General features: G+C 58.0%; 16 protein-coding genes. 12 read left to right on the top strand and 4 right to left on the bottom strand.

Annotation, left to right across the window (positions count from 1 at the left end):
- Nucleotides 1-38: 38 nt before the first annotated feature.
- Nucleotides 39-524, bottom strand: a complete 486-nt coding sequence (locus tag ACR0LN_RS13300) for a DUF3576 domain-containing protein (RefSeq protein WP_480430236.1) — start codon at nt 522-524, stop codon at nt 39-41.
- Between the two features lie 283 nt (nt 525-807).
- On the opposite strand from ACR0LN_RS13300, the gene ACR0LN_RS13295 reads away from it, so the two are divergent.
- Complete coding sequence (locus tag ACR0LN_RS13295; protein WP_480430234.1) at nt 808-1,887, top strand: porin; 1,080 nt, start codon at nt 808-810, stop codon at nt 1,885-1,887.
- A 103-nt stretch (nt 1,888-1,990) separates the two neighbouring features.
- Nucleotides 1,991-2,650 carry a YggS family pyridoxal phosphate-dependent enzyme gene (locus ACR0LN_RS13290; RefSeq protein ID WP_480430232.1) on the top strand — a complete coding sequence of 220 codons (660 nt, stop codon included), beginning with the start codon at nt 1,991-1,993 and terminating at the stop codon, nt 2,648-2,650.
- Here the strand turns inward: ACR0LN_RS13290 and ACR0LN_RS13285 are convergent.
- Together ACR0LN_RS13285 and ribA are read right to left on the bottom strand one after the other, a co-directional pair.
- A complete protein-coding gene (locus tag ACR0LN_RS13285; RefSeq protein WP_480430230.1) occupies nt 2,634-3,134 on the bottom strand; it encodes a L,D-transpeptidase family protein in 501 nt (166 codons plus the stop codon). The genes ACR0LN_RS13290 and ACR0LN_RS13285 overlap by 17 nt on opposite strands.
- Nucleotides 3,131-4,225, bottom strand: a complete 1,095-nt coding sequence (gene ribA / locus ACR0LN_RS13280) for a GTP cyclohydrolase II (RefSeq protein WP_480430229.1) — start codon at nt 4,223-4,225, stop codon at nt 3,131-3,133. The genes ACR0LN_RS13285 and ribA overlap by 4 nt, the downstream gene beginning before the upstream one ends.
- Nucleotides 4,226-4,387: 162 nt before the next feature.
- Between ribA and ACR0LN_RS13275 the strand changes: the two genes are divergently transcribed.
- The 7 genes from ACR0LN_RS13275 (at nt 4,388) to ACR0LN_RS13245 (ending at nt 9,541) form a co-directional block, all read left to right on the top strand.
- Nucleotides 4,388-5,074, top strand: a complete 687-nt coding sequence (locus ACR0LN_RS13275; protein ID WP_058283107.1) for a response regulator transcription factor — start codon at nt 4,388-4,390, stop codon at nt 5,072-5,074.
- Between the two features lie 376 nt (nt 5,075-5,450).
- Nucleotides 5,451-5,825, top strand: coding sequence for a PA2779 family protein (locus tag ACR0LN_RS13270; RefSeq protein ID WP_480430227.1), 375 nt, complete (start codon nt 5,451-5,453; stop codon nt 5,823-5,825).
- Nucleotides 5,780-6,679 carry a PA2778 family cysteine peptidase gene (locus tag ACR0LN_RS13265; RefSeq protein WP_480430226.1) on the top strand — a complete coding sequence of 300 codons (900 nt, stop codon included), beginning with the start codon at nt 5,780-5,782 and terminating at the stop codon, nt 6,677-6,679. The genes ACR0LN_RS13270 and ACR0LN_RS13265 overlap by 46 nt, the downstream gene beginning before the upstream one ends.
- Before the next feature lie 231 nt (nt 6,680-6,910).
- Nucleotides 6,911-7,699, top strand: a complete 789-nt coding sequence (locus ACR0LN_RS13260; protein WP_480430224.1) for an exodeoxyribonuclease III — start codon at nt 6,911-6,913, stop codon at nt 7,697-7,699.
- A 76-nt stretch (nt 7,700-7,775) separates the two neighbouring features.
- The gene (locus ACR0LN_RS13255) at nt 7,776-8,690 is read left to right on the top strand and encodes a tetratricopeptide repeat protein (protein ID WP_480430223.1); all 915 of its coding nucleotides are present in this window, start codon (nt 7,776-7,778) and stop codon (nt 8,688-8,690) included.
- Nucleotides 8,691-8,717: 27 nt separating this feature from the next.
- Nucleotides 8,718-9,359: an LON peptidase substrate-binding domain-containing protein gene (locus ACR0LN_RS13250; protein ID WP_480430222.1), complete on the top strand. Its 642-nt coding sequence runs from the start codon at nt 8,718-8,720 to the stop codon at nt 9,357-9,359.
- The gene (locus ACR0LN_RS13245; protein WP_480430221.1) at nt 9,356-9,541 is read left to right on the top strand and encodes a Trm112 family protein; all 186 of its coding nucleotides are present in this window, start codon (nt 9,356-9,358) and stop codon (nt 9,539-9,541) included. The genes ACR0LN_RS13250 and ACR0LN_RS13245 overlap by 4 nt, the downstream gene beginning before the upstream one ends.
- On the opposite strand, the gene ACR0LN_RS13240 is transcribed toward ACR0LN_RS13245, so the two are convergent.
- On the bottom strand, nt 9,538-10,800 hold the full coding sequence (locus ACR0LN_RS13240; RefSeq protein WP_480430219.1) for an FAD-dependent monooxygenase: 1,263 nt from the start codon (nt 10,798-10,800) through the stop codon (nt 9,538-9,540). The genes ACR0LN_RS13245 and ACR0LN_RS13240 overlap by 4 nt on opposite strands.
- A gap of 53 nt (nt 10,801-10,853) precedes the next feature.
- Between ACR0LN_RS13240 and ACR0LN_RS13235 the strand changes: the two genes are divergently transcribed.
- The 3 genes from ACR0LN_RS13235 (at nt 10,854) to ACR0LN_RS13225 (ending at nt 16,376) form a co-directional block, all read left to right on the top strand.
- Entirely contained in the window at nt 10,854-12,182 is a 1,329-nt protein-coding gene (locus ACR0LN_RS13235; RefSeq protein WP_480430218.1) for an amidase, read from the top strand.
- 109 nt (nt 12,183-12,291) lie between these two features.
- Nucleotides 12,292-13,473, top strand: coding sequence for an aminotransferase class I/II-fold pyridoxal phosphate-dependent enzyme (locus ACR0LN_RS13230; RefSeq protein WP_480430216.1), 1,182 nt, complete (start codon nt 12,292-12,294; stop codon nt 13,471-13,473).
- 14 nt (nt 13,474-13,487) lie between these two features.
- On the top strand, nt 13,488-16,376 hold the full coding sequence (locus ACR0LN_RS13225; protein WP_480430215.1) for a DNA translocase FtsK 4TM domain-containing protein: 2,889 nt from the start codon (nt 13,488-13,490) through the stop codon (nt 16,374-16,376).
- Nucleotides 16,377-16,402: the final 26 nt, after the last annotated feature.

Raw genomic sequence — 16,402 nt, 5'->3', positions numbered from 1 at the left:
GAACCCGGCGTGGTAATATTGCGATTTTCGGCGGGTGGCTAGAGCTTGTTGTCCGCAATCCGCAACTGACGGGCACGCGACAGGATTGCGTCTTCGATCGCGCGGGTGGTGGCGGCGCTGACCGGTGCACCTCCGCTGGTTTGCAACGAGACAGACAACGAGCGCGCAGCCAAGGCCGGGTCGCTTATGTGTACCGTCGCGCGATATTGTCGCCCACCGCCCGGGGGCGTGCCGTAACCCGTTACGATTACACCAGTAAATGGATCGACTTCTTGAACAGGCAGGAAATTCAGAACATCCAGCGACGCAGTCCAAAGGTAGCGATTCACATTTGTGACCTGTTCGGAGTTGGCGCCGCTGAACAGATCCCAGATGGTCGACCGGTTCGGATCGTTGAACTCTTGTTCGTCAGAATTACCGCCGGTGGCAAGAACATTCGGGTTTGGATCGGCACCCCGATTCTGTCCGCAGGCCGACACGGCAGCAGCCACTATGATGAAACCGAAAATCGTCTGCAGGCGCATTATCGACTGGTCCTGTTCACTTGGGTCTTGGTTGTCAGGGATACTCCTAGACAAGGACCCGTTCAGCAACAACCCTCTTATTGTCACTTAAAGGGTGGGTATGGGGCTGGTTAGGCCACTAAAACAGACTGTGGCATCCTTGCACCAATTTTGTGTCAATGCACTCAATTCATTTATGCCAAGCTTGCGTGTTGGGGGCAAAAAGAGCGAAACGGTTCCCGTGCTGAGACATGTGCTGAGGCATGTGTCGAGTAGAAAAACTTTTGAAACCGAGGGAAACAAGATGAAAAAAGTTCTCTTCGCATCGACCGCTCTGATCGCAACCGCAGGTGTTGCAGCGGCCGACTCCGGCGTTAACTTCAGTGGTTATGGCCGCTTTGGTGTTGGCTACCAAGAAGACCGCGCCTTCACTGCAACCACTGTTGTTGAAGGTACTTTCACGACCGCTGATGGTGACGTTGTAACCGATCCGACCGTTACCGGTACTGTTGAAGGCTCCGATACCATTCTGGTTTCGCGCTTCCGTCTGAACATCGATGGTTTCACCGAAACCGATGGCGGCGTTCGCTTTGAAGGCCGTGTTCGTCTGCAAGCTGACGAAGACTCCGCAACCGGCGAAGCCAACTCGGCTGGTCTGAACGGCGCACGCTTCTCGGTCATCTACGGTGGTCTGCGTGTTGACGCCGGCAACGTGGCAGGTTCGTTCGACAACCTTGCAAACTACTACGGTAACGAAGTTGGTCTGGAACTGTTCGCAGGTCAGTACTCGGGCGTTGACTACGACTTCCTGGCGTACTCCTCGACCGGTTCGGGTGCAAACGGTGTGTTCTTCCAGTACGCAGTTGGTGACTTCGCGTTTGGCGCGTCGTATGACCAGCGCGACGCGGTTACCCGTACGCTCACTGCGAATGGAACCGATATTGATATCGTAGAATTCGATGCTGGAAGCGCTGATCGCTGGGACTTGAGCGCGACTTACACCTTCAACAACATCACCGCAGCTCTTGCCTATGGTCAAACTGACGTGGAAGATGGCGACAAGCCGAGCCTGACCGTTCTGACCCTGGGCGGCGAATGGGGTGACTTTGGCGGTACCCTGTTTGTTGCAGACGACAGAACCCGCGTTGACGCAACTGAAGGCACCGCATGGGGTCTGTCGGCTTCCTACAACCTGGGCGCAGCAACAACCCTGCTGTTCGCCTACGGTGACGGTAAAGCCGATGAAGACACTCGTCAAATTGCTCTGGGCGCCATCTACGACTTGGGCGGCGGTGCATCGCTGCGCGGTGGTATCGGCCAGAACGACTGCAGCGTTTGCGACTCGCAAATCGTTGCGGACTTCGGTGCACAGTTCAACTTCTAAGTTGGTCTGAAACCGCAAGGTTTAAGGGCAGGTCTTCGGACCTGCCCTTTTCTTTTGTGCTGACATGGTGTTTTTCTGCGCTCAAAGCAGATTGAGGAACCCTATGTCGCTGCAAGATATCACTGCCCGTATTGCCAACGCTGAAACTGCCGCCGGGAGGCCTGCCGGGTCTGTCGAACTGATCGCCGTTTCAAAAGTGCAGCCTAATGAGCGCGTTCAGGCGGTACTGGCGCAGGGCCACCGGTGTTTCGGTGAAAACCGGGTTCAGGAAGCCGCCGGAAAATGGCCGGACTTTATGAAGCAGTTCTCAGATATCGATCTTCACTTGATTGGCCCGCTGCAAACCAACAAGGCTCGACAAGCGATTGAGCTGTTCAGCTCAATCCATTCGGTCGATCGGCCTAAACTGGCGAAAACACTGGCGCGACTGGCGCAGGAAATGGGCACCTGCCCGGACCTGTTCATTCAGGTCAACACCGGGGAAGAAGACCAGAAAGCTGGAATCCTGCCCACGGATGCAGATGCCTTCATTGCGGAATGTCGGGGTTTAGACCTGCCGATACAGGGCCTGATGTGTATCCCGCCGGTCGAAGAAGAACCCTCGTTGCATTTCGCGCTGCTGGCCAAGATCGCAGAGCGCAATGGCCTGTCCGGCCTTTCCATGGGCATGAGCAGTGATTTCGAGAAAGCTATTGCACTTGGTGCAACTCATGTGCGCGTGGGCTCAGCCATATTTGGCGAGCGCGTTAAGCCGCAGGGATAATCAGGCGCGTGCCCAGTGACACCCGGCTGGCAATCCAATGCAGGTGGTCTCGACGGAAGGCAACGCAACCCTCTGTCGGGTATCCGAGGCGGCGCCACTGGTGGATAAAGATCGCCGACCCCCGTCCCGGCACGGCATTGGGCCAGTTCCAATCTGTAATCAGAACCAGATCATACAGCGGATCAGCACGGCGCAATTTCTCATGGCTGAAGGCATAGGGCGCGCTGACCAAATTGTTGTAGTGGCGGTCCCTGTCGTCATCTGACCAAAGATCTTGTGGACCGATGGGAATCGCCCATTCGGCCGGCTTTGAAATCCGGTCCGGCCGATACAGCATTCCGGCGATGTGGTGTACGCCTATCGGTGTGGCTCCATCTCCTTCGCGCTTGGCATCAGTCAGCCCGCCTTTGCCGATCGAGCAGGGAAAGACCCGCCCTGCAAACCGCACTCCGCGCGGGGTCAGAACCAGATCAGCAGGCGTCAAAGCAAATGCCCCGATTTAGCCGCCTTGGTAGCCAGATACCCCCGGTTATGTGCGGTTTCGCCGACTTTAAGTGGAACACGTTCCGTTACGGCTATGCCGGTATTCTCCATCATCGCGATTTTCGCCGGGTTATTGGTCAACAACCGAACCGAGCTGAAACCCAATGACTTTAGTATATCCGAGCCCAGCCGGAAATCGCGTTCATCATCTTCGAATCCCAGCCGGTGATTGGCCTCGACTGTGTCAAAACCCTGATCCTGCAGGAAATAGGCGCGCATCTTGTTTGCCAATCCGATTCCGCGGCCTTCCTGATTGAGGTAGAGCAGAACACCAGCCCCTTCCGAGCCCATTTGCGCCAGCGCACCGCGTAATTGGGGGCCGCAGTCACATTTAAGACTGCCCATAAGGTCACCGGTGAAGCAGGCGGAATGCAAGCGTGCCAAAACCGGCTTGTCCCGATCCGGGCGACCGATTTCGACGGCGTAATGTTCTTCGCCTCCATCCTCAGGGCGGAACACATGTAGGCGCCCGGCCTCTGACACTTCCATGGGCAAGCGCGCTGCCACCACCGCGTGCAACTCACTTCGGTCTGCCAGATGTGGTGCCGCGCGGGTGTGGTCGATACAGGTCAGCCCGTGTGCGGCGGCAAAACTACGCCCGTCCTCGATGGGCATGACAACGGCGGCGGGCAACAGGCGGGCCGATTTGGTCAGGGCAATAGCGATGCGGTGCAGGTTTGCGTTTCCCTGACGTTCTGTCATCAGGGGGCCCTTCATTGGGGCGTTCAGATCATCCGACGGGTCGGCCACAGCCTGCACCCAGCCGATTTCCGCATCTGCGGGAATAATCACCCGCGCCAAATCACCATCATAGGCACGCGCTTTCAGCGTTTCAGCCCGTCGCGCAGTAACCGCAACAACAGGTTCGCCCCCAAGGCTGCGCAAATCGGCAAGTCGCTGGGCGCTCAGCGTCTCGGCCGCTATAGCGAGCACGCTAAAGCCGCGTTCATCAGTCAGGGCCACCGGAACGCCCATACGCAGATCGGCGCGGGCCCGTGCCAGCAATTCGGAAATATCCGGGATCAGACTCATCTATGTTACCCTGTAACGTTTGGACCTTCCTCCTAGCGTGATCAGAGGGAAATGTGAAACATTTCCTCTGCATCAGACACGAGGGCGTGAGACGATTGCAGTAAACCTTGTTGATTGCATCTTTCGCGCGCAAGTGGTGGAAAAGGCTTAGGAGGACCGGACATGGCTCAGCTCAAGAAAATCCTGCTGGTGGATGATGACGAAGACCTGCGCGAGGCGCTTAGCGAGCAACTCGTGATGACCGAAGATTTCGACGTATTCGAAGCTCATGATGGTCAGTCCGCAATGGAGCGGGCCCGCGAAGCGATCTATGATCTGGTCATTCTCGACGTCGGCTTGCCGGATACCGATGGGCGCGAGCTGTGCCGCCTGATGCGCAAACAGGGTGTGAAAAGCCCGATTCTGATGCTGACCGGCCATGACAGTGATGCAGACACGATTCTGGGCCTGGACGCAGGGGCCAACGATTACGTCTCGAAGCCATTCAAATTCCCGGTCCTGCTGGCCCGTATCCGTGCGCAACTGCGCCAGCATGAACAATCCGAGGATGCGGTATTTGTTCTGGGGCCGTACACTTTCAAGCCTGCGATGAAGATGCTGATCACTGAAGAGGATCGCAAAATTCGGCTGACCGAGAAAGAAACCAATATTCTCAAGTTCCTGTACCGCTCGACCGATGGCGTGGTTGCCCGCGATGTGCTTTTGCACGAGGTCTGGGGTTATAACGCCGGTGTCACCACCCATACGCTTGAGACCCACATCTATCGCCTACGCCAGAAAATCGAGCCCGATCCATCGAATGCGCGCCTTTTGGTCACAGAATCGGGTGGATATCGTTTGGTCTCTTAACTCGTTGTGGATTGACGTGGATCAAAGTGATACTCTGGATGTGTAATTAGATTACTCCCAACCCGCGCATGTCCGGGTTAAGACATGCACCTCCCTGTTGGACTGCCGGGCCTGATGGCCCGGCTTTTTTTGTGGGGTGGTTGGAGGCGAAGGTTGGTTCAGAACCCACAACGGACCCGACAATCGTGCGTTGTTGTCACTGATGATGTCCTCATTGCATGCTTCAGTTTATAGTTTACTCCTGCAAGCTTGCATTCAGTTACCGGCTATTAAACAATGGCCTTTGCAGTATTTGCTTACGGCGCAGACACGAACGACGTCGAGACCAGGAGGACGGCAAAGGATGGGATTTCAACCAATAGTGCGAAGTAGCATAGTGACGCTCATAGCTGCGCAAATGCTGCTGGCGACGCAACTTAGCACGATGGCGCAGGCAGAAATGCTCAGTACCCACGAGGTGATCTCTAGATACGAGACACATGCCGACCGCGAATTTTTGTTGAGCGAACTCAACAGAAAAGAAATTCGTGACGAGCTTGTCGCAAGAGGTGTCGATCCCAAAGAAGCCGAAACGCGTCTCAAGGCACTATCGAATGAAGAAATAGCATCGGTATTGCATCAAATGGATCACGACACTGCTGGGGGCAACGGTATTGTTGGCGCGTTACTGACAGTGTTTATAATATTGCTTGTGACAGATCTCTTATGTCTGACGAAAGTGTTCCCCTTTACCCGGTGTGCCGGGCGCTGAGCTGTTTTCGCACTCTTCGACTTCACACTTGGCTTATCGCCTTGCTGCCAGCTTTATTGGTCGCATGTGCGCAGACACAACAGCAAATACCGTCGCAGGTTGATGTCCCGTCACGAGCCGAAGTTAAGGGGGTTCCACTTATCGAACAGAACGAGTTCTACTGTGGACCTGCGTCGCTTGCGATGGTCTTTCAGTGGTCGGGGCTGGACGTCACTCAAGACGAGGTAGCGGCTCAATCCTTTACACCCGGCGCAGAAGGAACTTATCTCTCCGACATGGTCGGAGCCGCGCGTCGACACGCAATGCTAGCAGTTAGATTATCAACTATAGCAGAGGTGCTTGACGAAGTTGCAGCAGGAAATCCTGTTATCATTTTTCAGAACCTTGGCTTTAAATGGGCACCTCGATGGCACTATGCGGTCGTTGTTGGTTATGATCTGAATAGCGACAAGATCACCCTTCACTCGGGTGAGCATGAGAAAATGACGATGGATCTCCAGCTGTTTATGCGGACATGGCGGCGTGGGGATTACTGGGCGATGACCGCTTTACCTCCCGACCAATTTCCAACAACAGAAAATCAATGGGAAATTGTGCGTGCGGCGGCAGCGCTGGAACAGCTAGGGCACACGCAAGCCGCCGCAAAGGTTTATATCAATGGCGGTTCCCGCTGGCCCGACAATTGGATATGGGCGTATGGTCTTGGCAATACACGGTACCAGGAAGGCGACCTAGAAGGCGCAAAGAAAGCATTTGAACGTGCCGCTAAAATTAACCCTTCCCCGCCAGAAATTCACCATAATCTGAAGCTTGTTGTCCAGGAGTTATCGGAGGCAACCACAGGTTCGGATTGAAAAATTTTCTGGCTTGTTTCTCAAGAGGCGAAGTCGAACAGCATGTCAGAAAATAATGTTTTTCTGGCCTAAGCCAGATCCCCATCGCCAAGACACTAGTTAGAATACGTCGAACGCTTCTTTAGCCGGCTTTGCTGTCTTTCAGCGGCTACGTTCCTCGATGTCCTTTTCTCGTGGAACCCAACTTCACACCACGCTAACCTCCGCCCAACCGCGACAGAGGAATCCCCTATGCCCTTTACACTTGCCACTTGGAACATCAACTCGGTCCGCCTGCGCGAACCTATCGTGCTGAAATTGCTGCAGGAAGAAGCCCCGGACGTTCTGTGTTTGCAGGAATGTAAATCTCCGGTCGAAAAGATCCCGACCGATGGGTTTGCCGAGCTGGGCTATACCCACATGGTTGCGCGCGGGCAAAAGGGGTATAACGGCGTCGCCATCCTGTCGCGCATTCCGATGGAAGAAGTGGGCGACAAGGATTTCGCCGATCTGGGCCATGCACGGCATATTGCCGCGCGGTTGGAGAATGGCGTGACCATACAAAATTTCTATGTCCCCGCAGGAGGTGACATCCCGGATCGCGAAAAGAACGAGAAGTTCGGCCAAAAGCTCGACTATCTCACCGACATGCGCGACTGGTTCCATGCGGAGAAGCCCGAGAAATCCATTCTGGTCGGCGATCTGAACATCGCCCCGCGAGAGGATGATGTGTGGTCGCACAAGCAACTTCTCAAGGTCGTCTCGCATACTCCGATCGAAGTTGAACAATTGGCCGAGACGCAGGATGCGGGCGGTTGGGTTGATATAACGCGGCAGGACATCCCCGAAGGGAAGCTCTACACTTGGTGGTCCTATCGCGCACGGGATTGGGACGCGGCCGACAAGGGGCGGCGGCTGGATCACGTCTGGGCCACGCCCGATATCTCGAATGCGGGTCATTCCAGTCGTGTGCTGCGCGACGCGCGCGGGTGGGAGAAACCCAGCGACCATGCCCCGGTTTTTGCGACATTCGACCTATAATCGCGCAACTCTGCCCTTGGTTTCCGACGCAAGCGGTTGCATATAGGGCGCAAGTTCGAACCGGAGAGTGAATGCCATGGACCTTCTGAACGCAGCCGCCAGCCCCGAAGCCGATCTGATCAAAGACGGGTCCGAGGCCACGTTTATGGCCGATGTGGTCGAGGCGTCTCAGGAAACGCCGATCATCGTTGATTTCTGGGCGCCTTGGTGCGGGCCATGCAAGACGCTGGGGCCTGCATTGGAAGAAGCCGTGACCGCTGCCAAAGGTGCAGTGAAAATGGTCAAGATCAACGTGGACGAGGCGCAGATGATCGCAGGGCAACTGCGCATCCAGTCGATCCCGACCGTGTACGCGTTCTTTAAGGGTCAACCGGTCGACGGGTTCCAGGGCGCGCTGCCGGGGTCCGAGATCAAGGCATTCATCGACCGCGTGATTGAAGCGGCTGGCGGCGAAAGCCCCGGCGGGCAACTCGACGACGCCGTTCAGGCCGCCGAAGAGATGCTGGCCGAAGGCGCTGCGACCGACGCGGCCCAGACCTTTGCCGCGATTCTGGGCGAAGACCCGAACCACGCTGGCGCCTATGGCGGGCTGGTGCGCGCCCATATCGCGGCTGACGATCTTGAACAGGCCGAGGCGATCCTGAACGGTGCGCCTGCCGAGATTTCCGACGCGCCCGAATTGGAAGCCGCGCATGCACAGCTTGAGCTTGCGAAACAGGCCGCCGATGCCGGTCCGGTGGCTGAGCTGACCGCAGCGGTAGAGGCCGAACCCGACAATCATCAGGCGCGGTTCGATTTGGCACAGGCGCTGCACGCCAATGGCGAGGTCGAAGAGGCCGTGGCGCAATTGCTGGAATTGTTCCGCCGGGATCGTGAGTGGAATGACGCAGCCGCAAAGACGCAGCTGTTCACCATTTTCGATGCGCTCAAGCCCAACGACCCGATTGTTCTGAATGGTCGCCGCAAGCTCAGCTCGATGATATTTGCCTAATCTCCGATCAGAGCTACACTCGGATACATGATGCATCCCGCTGACCTGCCGGAAACGGTATCCGTTTTTCCATTGCCCGGGGCGCTGTTGCTGCCCCGTTCCCGCCTGCCGCTGCATATTTTCGAGCCGCGCTATCTGCAGATGCTGGACGATGCGCTGAAAACGCAGGAGCGGTTGATAGGGATGGTGCAGCCGAACCCTTGCCAAAGCAACGAGGACAAGCTGCATCAGATCGGTTGTGCCGGTCGGGTGACGCAGTTTTCGGAAACCGAGGATGGCCGCTATCTGATTACGCTGACCGGAATTTCCCGGTTCCGTGTTCAATCAGAACTGGACGCTTTTACGCCTTATCGGCGCTGCGCCGTGTCGTGGAGTGGGTTTGACCGCGACCTTGGCAAGGCCGAGATGGACGATGGGTTCAACCGGCAAAACTTTCTGGGCCTGCTCGAACGGTTCTTCGCCTCGCGTCAGCTTTCGACTGACTGGGACACGCTAAAAGACGCCGATGATGAGTTGCTGGTGAACTCATTGTCGATGCTGCTGGATTTCAACCCCGAGGAAAAACAGGCGCTGCTCGAAGCGCCCTGCTTGCGCACACGGCGTGAGACGTTGGTGACATTGATAGAATTCGCCATGCGTGGCGGAACGAATGAGGAAAAACTGCAATGACTGAACCCCAGCATCCATTCGACCGCCACATGCTTGAAGCGTTGATTTGCCCGCAGACCCACACAACGCTCCACTATGACGCCGAAAAGCAGGAACTGGTGTCGAAAGCGGCCGGGCTGGCCTTTCCGATTCGCAACGGAATTCCAGTGATGTTGATCGACGAGGCGCGCACGCTCGACTAAATCGGGCGGCCTTGCAATAGCTTCGGCAGGTCTCCGGTCAACCCGGCGGCCTCGCGCACAAAGCCGCGGCGCAAGCCGGGCAAGGACCCCACGATTCCCATCCCGATATCGCGGCCAATCCGCAGCAGCGGATTGTCGTTTGAAAACAGTTTGTTGAACACATCCGTGGCCATCGCCAGCGCGGCCGTGTCGAAGCGACGCCATTCCTGATAGCGTTCCAGTACGAGGACCGAGCCCATATCTTCACCGCGCCGTCCGGCCAATGTCAGCACTTCGGCCAATGCGCCGACGTCGCGCAGACCGGCGTTCAGGCCCTGCCCAGCGATAGGGTGCATGCCATGGGCGGCGTCTCCGACCAGAGCCATGCGTGTGTCAATGAAGGAATTGGCGATGGTCAGGTTCAGCGGATAGGTGAAGCGGTCGCCCTGCAGGCGGATATCACCCAGAAAATCTCCGAACCGGGGGCGCAAAACCTGCAAGTAGTCTGCCTCGGGCAGGGCATTGATCTGCCGCGCCGTTTCGGTGCGCTCACTCCAGACAATGGAACTGCGGTTGCCGGTCAGGGGCAGAATGGCCAGAGGGCCGGGTGGCATGAAGAATTGATGTGCTACGCCGTAATGGGGTAGTTCGTGTTCAATAGCACAGACAAGGGCGGTCTGACCGTAATCCCAACCGCTGCGTTTGATACCTGCGCGTGCGGCGGTGCCACTGCGACGCCCGTCGCAGCCGACCAGCAACCCACCAGTCACTGTGCTGCCGTCATTCAACGTCAGGGTCACTCCGCCTGCGTCAGTATCCTGTGCAACGACTGTCTTGCCGTTGATCTGTGTAATGGCTTTTTCCTCTGCCATCGCGTCCAGAAACGCGCGGCGCAGGTGGCGGTCTTCGACCATATAGCCCATCGGGCCTTCTTCGATCTCGGCATGATCGAAATGCATGAAAAACGGCGATGGCCCGGCACCTGCATGCCCATCGGTGACTTTGATCTCAAGCATCGGCTGGGCATGGTCTGCCACCCTGTCCCAAACTCCGATCGCGTCCAGCAAACGTTGCGAGGCCAGCGCCAACGCATAGGCGCGCCCGTCAAAGGCGGCGTTCTTGCGTATCTTTTCATCAAGCGAGTCGATAACGGCGACGGAATGACCCGTCTGCGCCAGCGCCAATGCCAATGCCGGGCCGTTCAGGCCGCCGCCTACAATCAGGATATCCGAGGTCTTTTCCATGCCCCGCAATATGCGCGCCCATTCGGGATTGTCCATGTGCGGTCCTGTCGCTACCGTCCGCAACGACATAGTCTTTGAAAGGGGCAGCGATGCAGGACTGGTTGACCATGACGGCGTGTGATTTGGGCCGGGGCATTGGTATGGGCCGTATCGACCCGGTGGAACTGACCGAAACCTACCTGTCCGCTATCGACGACCATCCCCATCGCGACCGGATCTATGCCCGGGTTACCCACGACCGCGCACGGGCCGAGGCGCTTGCCGCGCAAGAGCGCGCTAAACTGGGTCGCCGTTTGTCGCTGTTGGATGGTGTGCCGATCAGTTGGAAAGATCTGTTCGACACCGCTGGTATCGCAACCGAAGCAGGCTCGGTCCTGCTGACAGGCCGGGTCCCGGACGCCGACGCAGTGGTGGTGCGCAACGCGACCGCGATGGGGGCGGTCTGTTTGGGCAAAACCCATATGAGCGAGCTGGCCTTTTCCGGGCTTGGCCTGAACCCGATCACCGGCACACCACCTTGCATCAACGATGAAGAAGCAGTTCCCGGCGGATCATCCTCAGGTGCTGCTGCTTCAGTGGCCTGGGGGCTGGCGGCTTGTGGAATTGGTTCTGATACTGCTGGCTCTGTGCGCATTCCCGCAGCCTGGAATAATTTGGTCGGTCTGAAAACCACCGCCGGGCGGGTCAGTCTGGAAGGGGTGGTGCCATTGCGTCTGCGGTTTGACACGGTAGGCCCATTGGCGCGCTCAGTAGAAGACGCGGCGCACATGTTGGCGATGTTGGAGGGCAGTACTCCGGCCGATCTGCGAGGTGCCAGCCTGAAAGGTCGCTACTTTGCGGATCTGCAAAACGTGGCAAGGGATGATTTGCGCGACGCGCCGCGCATCGCATACGAAGCGGGCCTCGATCGGTTGCGCGAAGCCGGCGCGAAAATAGTGCCACTTGAGGTTCCTGAACTTAACGACGCGATGCCCTTGTCCAGCATTGTTGATACGACTGAATCCTACGGTCTTTGGCGCGATGTTATCGAAGCGAACCCAGATGCGATGTACCCTCAGATACTTGAACGGTTCCGTGGTGGTAAAGACGTGTCCGGGCCGGACTACGTCGCGGCGTGGTCAAAGCTAGAGGCCTGCCGCGCCGCCTGGGACGCGGCCGCAGCCGGGTTCGATGCTGTCCTGGCACCGACCGTTCCTAATCTGCCGCCCAATCTGGAGCGGCTGATGAGCGACCACGACTACTATGTCACTGAAAACCTGCTGGCCCTGCGCAACACCCGGATTGGGAATCTGATGGGTTTGGCGTCTCTGACCCTGCCCACGGGAACGCCGGGTTGCGGGTTGATGATGATGGGCCACCCGGGTTCGGAAGAGGCGCTTTTGCGCCTTGGATCAGCAGCCGAAACCGCTTTGGCCTGAATGCCACAATCCCCTGATTCGGCACCTCTTTGTCTGGACGAAGCAGGGTGCGGTCTGTAATCTGCCAAAAAAACGGGGCGAAAATGACCCCGATATTGAGGCAGTAATTATGAATTTCCCCGAGCGGTTTTCGAACCTACCGGAATATGCATTCCCGCGTCTGCGCACCCTGTTGGATCACCACCAGCCGGGCGGAGATGTGATTCACATGACCATCGGCGCGCCGATGCATGACTTCCCGTCCTGGGTGACGGATGTGATCATGGAAAATGCTGGGGGTTTTCAAGGTTATCCACCGAACGAAGGCTCGCCCGAACTGCGCTCGGCGATCACCGACTGGATCAAGCGCCGCTATGGTGTAGCGATGGACCCCGAGGCAAACGTGATGGCTCTGAACGGCACGCGTGAGGGGCTGTACAACGCCGCGATGGCGCTGTGCCCGGAACAGAAAAATGGCGCAAGGCCGGTCGTTCTGTGCCCGAACCCGTTTTATCAGGTCTATATGGTCGCTTCGATCTCGGTCGGGGCTGAGCCGGTTTTTGTGCCCGCCACTGCCGCCACGGGCCATCTACCCGACTACGCTGGTTTGCCCGAAGATGTGCTAAACCGAACTGCCGTTGCCTATATCTGTTCGCCGGCCAACCCACAGGGGGCCGTCGCCTCGCGCGACTACTGGGCCGAGCTGATCCGTTTGGCCGAGAAGTATGATTTCCGCATCTTCGCGGACGAGTGCTATTCCGAGATTTATCGCGACGACGCCCCGGTGGGTGTGCTGACGGTGGCGCAGGAACTGGGTGCTGATCCTGAACGGATCACTCTGTTCAACTCGCTGTCGAAACGGTCGAATCTGGCCGGTTTGCGCTCGGGGCTGATTGCAGGTGGGCCGGAGACAATCAAGCGGGTCAAACAGCTGCGCAATTATGCAGGCGCGCCGCTGCCGCTGCCCTTGCAAGCCGCTGCCGCCCGGGTTTGGGCGGATGAAGAACACGTGGCCCAGAACCGTGCGCTCTATCAGGAAAAATATGCGATTGCAGATGAGGTGTTTGCGGGCCTTCAGGGCTATATGCCGCCCGAGGCCGGGTTTTTCCTGTGGTTGCCGGTCGAGAACGGCGAAGAAGCCGCATTGAAGCTGTGGCAGGAGACCGGAGTGCGTGTCCTGCCGGGCGCATATCTTTCTCAAGGTGATCCGGGGCAAAACCCGGGCGAGCAATTTATCCGGGTCGCCATGGTGGCCCCAAAAACAAAGTTGCAGCAAGGGCTGATCACGCTCCGCGACTGCATCTATTCGTGAGGTACGAGGGCAAAATGGCATCATATAACGCGCGCAATCGCGATCCATTGCTGGACAGCACGACCCAGGCCGCGATTGAGCGGCGCAGCAAGGAGTTGATCGGGATCGCTCTGATCCTTCTGGGGTTGGCCGCCGCTGCGATGATCTGGTCTTACACGCCGGATGATCCGAACTGGATGGTGTCGACCGATGCACCGGTGCAGAACTGGATGGGGCGAGTTGGTGCTTCGATCGCAGCCCCACTGTTCATGATCGTTGGTTGGGGCAGCTGGAGCATCGCCTTGGTCCTGATTGGCTGGGGCATACGCTTTGCAGGACATTTCGGCGAGGAGCGCGCGGTTGGCCGTCTGATCTTTGCCCCGATCTGGATTGCTGTTGTCTCGGTCTACGCCGCGACTTTGGTGCCGGGTGAGGCTTGGCGCGCGACCCACAGCTTTGGTCTGGGTGGATTGTTCGGCGACACCGTGATGGGTGCGTTGCTGACCTTGCTGCCGATTTCGTCCCATTTCATGGTTAAGCTGATGTCGCTGGCCATGGCAGCGGGCATGCTGACGTTGGGTGTATTTGTTCTGGGCTTTACCAAAATAGACGTGCGCAAAGGTTTCCGTGCGTTCCTTTTGGGTTTGGTCATGTCTTACGACATGCTGATGAACCTTTTGGGTCGTGGGGCCACTGCCACTGCGCAGGCGGCCCGTGATCGTCGCGCACAATGGGAAGAACGCAAACTCGCCCGTGCAGATGCTGTGTTTGATGACGATCTGGTCTATGAAGAACCGGTGTTCGAAGAGTCGGAGTTCGAGGAGCCTGAGCCAGCAAAACCCGGCCTGCTGGCGCGGATGCCCAGCCTGATTCGCCGCCCCGAGCCGATGCCGGAACCGGAACTGATTGATCGGGAACCCGTTGCCGATTTCGATGAGATGCCAGGCGAGGATCGCATCCGGTCCAAAATCTCTGCCGCGGTGCGCAACCGTAAAGTAGCCACGGGCGAGATGGTGCCCGAGCATGATCCGAACCTGCCGCTGACCAAGGGGCGGGGCCGGGGGCCGGACCCGTTGATCCTGAACCCTCGCGGCGGTGAAGACCTGCCGCCCGAACCGCCGATGACCTCGGCTGGGCTGCCGCCCGAGCCGATGTTGACGGCAGAGTCCGAGCCGGAATGGCAGCAGGAGCCGCTACATGAGGATTTCGCGCCCGAGCCGGTTTTCGAAGATGAGGCCGTGTTCGAAGATGCACCCCAGCCCGAACCGCAGCCGCGCCCTGCGATGAAAATCCCGGTGGCCGAGCCGCGAAAGCCGTTTGTGGCGCAACCGGTGCGTCGCACTCCGCCGCCATCGCGCCGCGCGCAGGCCGAGGCGCAGCCCGCGCTGTCGTTCGAAGAACGGCACTCCGATTTCGAACTGCCGCCACTGGGCTTGTTGTCGAACCCGGCCAGCATTCAGCGTCATCACCTCAGCGATGAAGCGCTGGAGGAAAACGCGCGGATGCTGGAGAACGTGCTGGATGACTACGGCGTCAAGGGCGAGATCGTCAGTGTGCGCCCCGGTCCCGTGGTAACTATGTACGAACTGGAACCGGCCCCGGGTCTGAAAGCCAGCCGTGTGATCGGTCTGGCCGACGATATCGCGCGGTCCATGTCAGCGTTGTCGGCGCGGGTTTCAACACTGCCGGGGCGCTCGGTAATCGGGATCGAACTGCCGAACGAAAACCGCGAGATGGTGGTTCTGCGTGAAATTCTCGCCAGCCGCGATTTCGGCGATGGCAACCATGCACTGCCTTTGGCGCTGGGCAAGGACATCGGGGGTGAGTCTGTTGTGGCGAACCTGGCGAAGATGCCTCACCTGCTGATCGCGGGGACTACGGGTTCCGGTAAATCGGTGGCCATCAACACGATGATCCTGTCGCTGCTTTACAAGCTTACACCGGATGAATGCCGCCTGATCATGATCGACCCGAAGATGCTGGAACTGTCCGTCTATGACGGCATCCCGCATCTGCTGTCGCCCGTTGTGACCGACCCGAAAAAGGCGGTTGTGGCCCTGAAATGGGTCGTGGGCGAGATGGAGGATCGTTACCGCAAGATGTCCAAGATGGGTGTCCGCAACATTGCCGGCTACAACGGTCGCGTGAAGGACGCTCTGGCAAAGGGCGAGATGTTCAGCCGCACGGTGCAGACCGGGTTTGATGACGAAACCGGCGAACCGGTGTTCGAGACCGAGGAATTCGCGCCCGAAGCGATGCCTTATATCGTCGTCATCGTCGACGAGATGGCCGACCTTATGATGGTCGCGGGCAAGGAAATCGAAGCCTGTATTCAGCGCCTGGCACAGATGGCGCGGGCCTCGGGCATTCACCTGATCATGGCGACACAGCGCCCCTCGGTCGATGTGATCACCGGCACGATCAAGGCGAACTTTCCCACCCGGATTTCGTTCCAGGTAACCTCGAAAGTCGACAGCCGCACCATTCTGGGCGAAATGGGCGCCGAGCAGCTGCTGGGGCAGGGCGACATGTTGTACATGGCGGGCGGGGCTAAGATCACCCGTTGCCACGGGCCTTTTGTCTCGGACGAAGAGGTCGAGGAAATCGTCAACCACCTGAAACAGTTCGGTCCTCCGGATTACATGAGCGGCGTGGTCGATGGCCCGGCCGAGGAAAAAGCCGACAATATCGACGCGGTTCTGGGCCTGAATACCGGTGGCAACACGAACGGAGAGGATGCGCTCTACGATCAGGCGGTGGCGATTGTGATCAAGGATCGCAAATGTTCGACCTCCTACATCCAGCGAAAACTTGCCATCGGCTACAACAAAGCTGCGCGGCTGGTTGAGCAGATGGAGGACGAAGGCGTTGTTTCGGCTGCAAATCACGTCGGTAAGCGGGAAATCCTCGTCCCCGAGCAATAGGATATTTAATAACAAGGGCAGAGCGC

The organism is Ruegeria sp. AA6, assembly GCF_056542865.1.
Note: the sequence above shows the minus strand (reverse complement) of the source record. Positions and strands in the feature narration are given on the sequence as shown.

Bases quoted from the DNA above. Each gene is read 5' to 3' on its own strand.
- ACR0LN_RS13250 (WP_480430222.1), top strand. From the start codon at position 8,718: ATGATGCATCCCGCTGACCTGCCGGAAACGGTATCCGTTTTTCCATTG.
- ACR0LN_RS13245 (WP_480430221.1), top strand. From the start codon at position 9,356: ATGACTGAACCCCAGCATCCATTCGACCGCCACATGCTTGAAGCGTTG.
- ACR0LN_RS13265 (WP_480430226.1), top strand. From the start codon at position 5,780: ATGTCTGACGAAAGTGTTCCCCTTTACCCGGTGTGCCGGGCGCTGAGC.
- ACR0LN_RS13275 (WP_058283107.1), top strand. From the start codon at position 4,388: ATGGCTCAGCTCAAGAAAATCCTGCTGGTGGATGATGACGAAGACCTG.
- ACR0LN_RS13255 (WP_480430223.1), top strand. From the start codon at position 7,776: ATGGACCTTCTGAACGCAGCCGCCAGCCCCGAAGCCGATCTGATCAAA.
- ACR0LN_RS13295 (WP_480430234.1), top strand. From the start codon at position 808: ATGAAAAAAGTTCTCTTCGCATCGACCGCTCTGATCGCAACCGCAGGT.
- ACR0LN_RS13230 (WP_480430216.1), top strand. From the start codon at position 12,292: ATGAATTTCCCCGAGCGGTTTTCGAACCTACCGGAATATGCATTCCCG.
- ACR0LN_RS13225 (WP_480430215.1), top strand. From the start codon at position 13,488: ATGGCATCATATAACGCGCGCAATCGCGATCCATTGCTGGACAGCACG.
- ACR0LN_RS13300 (WP_480430236.1), bottom strand. From the start codon at position 524: ATGCGCCTGCAGACGATTTTCGGTTTCATCATAGTGGCTGCTGCCGTG.
- ribA (WP_480430229.1), bottom strand. From the start codon at position 4,225: ATGAGTCTGATCCCGGATATTTCCGAATTGCTGGCACGGGCCCGCGCC.
- ACR0LN_RS13290 (WP_480430232.1), top strand. From the start codon at position 1,991: ATGTCGCTGCAAGATATCACTGCCCGTATTGCCAACGCTGAAACTGCC.
- ACR0LN_RS13235 (WP_480430218.1), top strand. From the start codon at position 10,854: ATGCAGGACTGGTTGACCATGACGGCGTGTGATTTGGGCCGGGGCATT.
- ACR0LN_RS13260 (WP_480430224.1), top strand. From the start codon at position 6,911: ATGCCCTTTACACTTGCCACTTGGAACATCAACTCGGTCCGCCTGCGC.
- ACR0LN_RS13240 (WP_480430219.1), bottom strand. From the start codon at position 10,800: ATGGACAATCCCGAATGGGCGCGCATATTGCGGGGCATGGAAAAGACC.